The organism is Streptomyces sp. CC224B, assembly GCF_030010595.1.
GTDB classification, from domain to species: Bacteria; Actinomycetota; Actinomycetes; order Streptomycetales; family Streptomycetaceae; genus Streptomyces; species Streptomyces longispororuber.
The window spans coordinates 1-4,228 of the sequence record NZ_JASCXL010000222.1 but is presented as its reverse complement, the minus strand read 5'-3'; the positions used below and the strand labels follow the sequence as shown (position 1 = coordinate 4,228).

At 74.4% G+C, this 4,228-nt stretch carries 3 protein-coding genes; all 3 read right to left on the bottom strand.

Annotated features, from left to right (window positions below):
• Positions 1–108: 108 nt before the first annotated feature.
• The 3 genes from QK440_RS40860 to QK440_RS40850 all read right to left on the bottom strand — a co-directional run bounded on the left by QK440_RS40860 (position 109) and on the right by QK440_RS40850 (position 4,048).
• Positions 109–1,251: a hypothetical protein gene (locus QK440_RS40860; protein WP_282798334.1), complete on the bottom strand. Its 1,143-nt coding sequence runs from the start codon at positions 1,249–1,251 to the stop codon at positions 109–111.
• Positions 1,252–1,402: 151 nt separating this feature from the next.
• On the bottom strand, positions 1,403–2,056 hold the full coding sequence (locus tag QK440_RS40855) for a DUF5825 family protein (RefSeq protein WP_282798333.1): 654 nt from the start codon (positions 2,054–2,056) through the stop codon (positions 1,403–1,405).
• A 48-nt stretch (positions 2,057–2,104) separates the two neighbouring features.
• Positions 2,105–4,048: a RiPP maturation radical SAM C-methyltransferase gene (locus QK440_RS40850; protein WP_282798332.1), complete on the bottom strand. Its 1,944-nt coding sequence runs from the start codon at positions 4,046–4,048 to the stop codon at positions 2,105–2,107.
• Between the last annotated feature and the right edge of the window lie 180 nt (positions 4,049–4,228).

Sequence of the window (4,228 nt, the reverse complement as noted above, 5' to 3'; positions counted from 1 at the left end):
AGGCCCGCCCCGACGGATCGTCGGGGCGGGCCTCCCGCGTCTCTTGGCCGGGCGCCCGCGCCGGTGGACGCCGTGCCGTGGGGGCCCGCGAGGGCCGCTCGGCGGGTGCTACCTCGGGTCGCGGAAGCGGCTGAACGCCTTGGTGAAGGCGGTCCGCAGCGAGCCGTCGGCCTTGACGGCCGCGGGCGGCCGGAGCACGCCGTCGCCGCCGGTCGCCTCGGCCAGCGCGGCCTGCGCGGCCTCGGCGGCCTCCCGGTACAGGTCGCGGGACGTCGTCATGGCCTCCAGCGCCTCGGCGTACTTGGTGACCATCCGCTGGGCGTGGTCCAGCTCCTCGTCCGGGGTGAGCAGGTGCCAGCCCTGGCGCAGCCGGGTCAGGGCCCGCTCGGCGTCGGCCGGCAGGGGGCGCGGCAGCCGGGCGAACTCCTTGACGCGATCGAGGAGTTCGGTCTGCTCGGAGCCGTCGAGGAAGACGCTGCGCACGGTGAAGCGCTCGGCGTCGTACTCCGGTCCCCGCGGTGCCGGGGGCAGGATGACGGCGCCGCCGCGCGGCATCCGCACGTCCAGCTCCCGCTTCATCGCGAAGTCGGCGATCTGCGCCTGCTCGGGCGTGGCCCGGTGCTCGACCACCTGGTGCCGCAGGCTCGGCGGCAGCGCGGTCAGGACCGGCCGCTCGCCCTTGGCGTCGGGCGTCATCGCCTCGTGCACCACGACGTGGACGAACCAGCTCTGCCGGGTGCAGTCCCGCAGCCGGTGGCGCAGCTCGTCGTCGTCCTTGGGCAGGTGGTTCGTCGTCCGCAGCCGCAGGTCCGGCACCGTGTCGTGGTCCCAGGGGACCCGGTCGCTGTCGGGCCAGAACATGGTGGCGGGCGAGGGCCACTCGATGTCCCACGCGAGCGCCGCCTCGGCGGCGAGGACCCAGGTGACGCCGTCGCCGTCCTTGCGGCGCGACTCCGGGTCGTACGTGGTGAGCTGGGCGCGCACCGTGACGTCGTCGGCCACGCGCCAGCGGGCCTCGAAGAGCCGGCGGGCCGCGGGGCCGGGGTCGGCGGCCTCGTCCCGCGGGTGCAGGACGGTGGAGCGGGCCGCCTCGGCGGGTTCGAGTTCCAGGAAGTCGTCGAGCACCCCGGCCGCCTTGAGGGCGATCAGGTTACGCCGGACGTCCTGCTCGGGCTCGGGCCCGAGGTGGCGCCCGCGCCCCAGCCACACGGTGTCGGGGACGGTGGCCGAGAAGGTGCTGTTCTTGGTCATGGAGTCGTTCTGTGAGTGGTCAGGGGCCCGACCAGTATGGATGCCGGGGACCCGTCGTGGAAAGCGGCGTCCCGTCGACGGCCTCGCCGGCCGTACCGCGGTTGACGGCCGCCCGGCGGCGGCCGGGCGCGGCGGCGCGGCCCGGCCGCGCTCAGATCGCGATCGACTGCTGGAGCCAGCGGCTGACGCGGTACGGCACCCACCAGGCGTACTCCCCTATCTCCAGGACGAGTTGCTCGGTACGGAAGTCGTCGAGGGCGGACGCGGGGACACCGTCGGCGGTGGCGCCGTGGTCCAGGCGGTCGATGGCGGTGGCGTACTCGGGTTCGTCAGCGGTGAAGCGGCGCAGTTCCCCCCAGCGGCGGTCGCGGATCTGGATGAAGCCGGGCCCTTTGCGCCACAGGCACTTGCAGAGGTAGTGGCCGTGGCGCCAGGCGCGCAGCGACTCCGCGGCGTCCTTCGGGCCGTGCAGGGCGGTGGGCGGCTGGAGGTGGCTGAGCACCCGCCAGGTCTCCCCCGCGTCCGGGGCGAGCCGCAGGGTCCACTCCACCATGACGGCGCGCGCGGTCAGGTCGCGGACGAGGCCGAGGCCGCGCAGGGCGGCCGTCGGCTCGGCGGTGGCGGTCAGGTCGACCGGCTCGGGCAGGCGGACGCGGCGGACCCCGAGCTCCCACAGGCGCGCGGCCTCGCCGCGGGCGGGCCCGGGCAGCGGCAGTTCGCCCAGGAACATGCCGGGCAGCGCGCACGCGGCGGGGTCGTAGTCGCGCCAGGCCAGGACCGTGGGCGAGGTGAGGGTGGCGGGCATCGGGCTCCTCTGGTCGGGCGCGTCCGGCGGGGCGGGCGGGGGCGGGGGTCAGGCCGGTTCGGGTACGGCGGCGCCGCCGTCGGCCGCGGGGACGGCGGGGGCGGTGCCGTCCTCGGCGTGGACGTGGCGCATGAAGTCCAGGCGCAGCAGGTCCTCGTTGACCGCGGCCGGGGCGATGTGGACGTACTGGCCGGCGTCCGTGAAGACGATGCCGAGGGCGAGCCAGTCGTCGAGGACGCGCCGTACCCGGGTCTCGTCGGGGGCGGCGCCGGGGACGCGCGCGGCGGCCTTGCGGGTGAGGGCCTGGGCGGTGTGCGGCTGGTCGAGGAGGCGGAAGAGGACCAGGTCGACGGGGTCGGTCAGCTCCATGGCGCGCCAGTCGAAGGCGCGGCGGCGGCTGACCAGGACGATGCGGTCGCCGTGGTCGTCGTGGGTGAGGCGGGCGTCGGTGTGGTGCTTCTTCCAGTCGGCGAGGGCGGCGTTGAGGGCGCTGACGGTGGGCTCCCCGATGCCGCGGGCCGGGACCTCGAAGACGTACGCCATGTCGTACAGCTCTTCTTCGGGCAGGTCGTAGGTGAAGCGGTAGTGGGCCTCGGGGCGCAGCTTGGTGAAGCCGAGCTCGGGGCGTTCGAAGTAGGGGCTGAAGCGCTCGATGGCGATGCGGGCGGAGAGGTCGACCGGTGGGTCGAGGTGTTCCAGGGCTGGGATCTGCGCGATGACCGGGTCGTAGTCCTCGGCGCTCTCGCCGGGGAAGCCGTGCAGGTAGTTCCAGGCGACGGAGAGACCGGTCTCGGCGCCGTCGCGGAGCATGCGGACGTTCTGGCAGCCGCTGACGCCCTTGTCCATCAGGTCCAGGACGCGGCTGTTGAGGCTCTCGATGCCGGGCTGGACGTAGATGAGGCCGGCGTCGGCGAGGGTGCGGAGCTGGCCGCGCTTCATGTTGGCCTTGATCTCGATGTGCAGGCGCAGGTCGTAGCCGCTGTCGATGATGCGGGGCAGGACGGTCGACAGGTAGCGCATGTCGAGGATGTTGTCGACGACGTACATGTCGAGCACCCGGTGGCGGCGGGCCAGCTCCATGATCTCGTCGTAGAAGGTGTCCGGGCTCTTGGAGCGGAACTCCATGAACGAGCCGTTGAGCCCGCAGAAGGTGCAGTGGTGCTTCTCGCCCCACCAGCAGCCGCGGGCGCCCTCGACCACGAGTTTGGGCTCCACCCAGTTGCGGGCCACGGAGGCGGCCAGGCGCTCGAAGTAGCCGCTGTAGTCGGGGGCCAGGATCGCGGCGGGCGGCAGCGGCCGGGTGGCCATGGGGTTGGCGACGCTGTTCCGCGCCGGGTCGCGGTGGCACAGGCCGGGCACGGCGTCGACCGGGGCCTTCTCGGCGAGGGCGGTGAGGAGCTGGGGGAAGGCGCCCTCGCCCTCGCCGCGGACGACGTAGTCGACGAAGGAGAAGTTGCGGTGCACGGCGGCGCCCTGCTCGCCGTCGCAGTTGGCGCCGCCCAGGACGGTCACGACGTGCGGGACGATCTCCTTGACCCGGCGGGCGGCGGCGAGGGCGGCGGTGTTCTGCTGGAAGGTGGAGGTGAAGCCGACGACGTCGGGCTCCTCCGCCACGATCCGCCGGGCGATCATCTCGACGAACTCGGGCACGATCCGGTGCAGCGCGCGGGTCATCTCCATCCGGGCGGGCTTGAGCTTGCCGGTCATCGTGGCGGTGAACTCCGCGTCCCGCCAGTCCGGGTCGCGGTAGAGGGCGGCGGAGAAGACCCAGTCGCCGCAGCCCATGAAGTACGAGGAGAGCGCGTAGTACTCGTAGTCGTCGGCGGTGAACTCGGTGCGCTCGGTGATCCAGTCGGTGAAGGCGAGGTTGGCGTGCAGCACCTCGGCGCTCGCGCCGGGGACGCGCTCGTCCACGCTCCGTTTGAGGATGCCGAGGGCCAGGGACGGCAGGTCGATGGGCGACCAGGGCATGTTGACCAGCAGTACGCGCATGGCGCTCCTCCGGTGGTGGGGGCCGGGGTGGGGCGGGGGGGGGGGGGGGGGGGGGGGGGGGGGGGGGGGCGCGGCGCGGGGGGGGGGGGGGGGGGGGGGGGGGGGGCCCCCCCGGGGGCCCCCCGGGCCGCGGCCGCGCCCCCGCTGGACCCGCCCGCGCTCCGCTCCGGGTCCCACGGG

What these genes read in the sequence shown, in the direction of transcription:
- QK440_RS40850 (WP_282798332.1), bottom strand. Translation starts at nt 4,048, where the DNA reads ATGCGCGTACTGCTGGTCAACATGCCCTGGTCGCCCATCGACCTGCCG.
- QK440_RS40855 (WP_282798333.1), bottom strand. Translation starts at nt 2,056, where the DNA reads ATGCCCGCCACCCTCACCTCGCCCACGGTCCTGGCCTGGCGCGACTAC.
- QK440_RS40860 (WP_282798334.1), bottom strand. Translation starts at nt 1,251, where the DNA reads ATGACCAAGAACAGCACCTTCTCGGCCACCGTCCCCGACACCGTGTGG.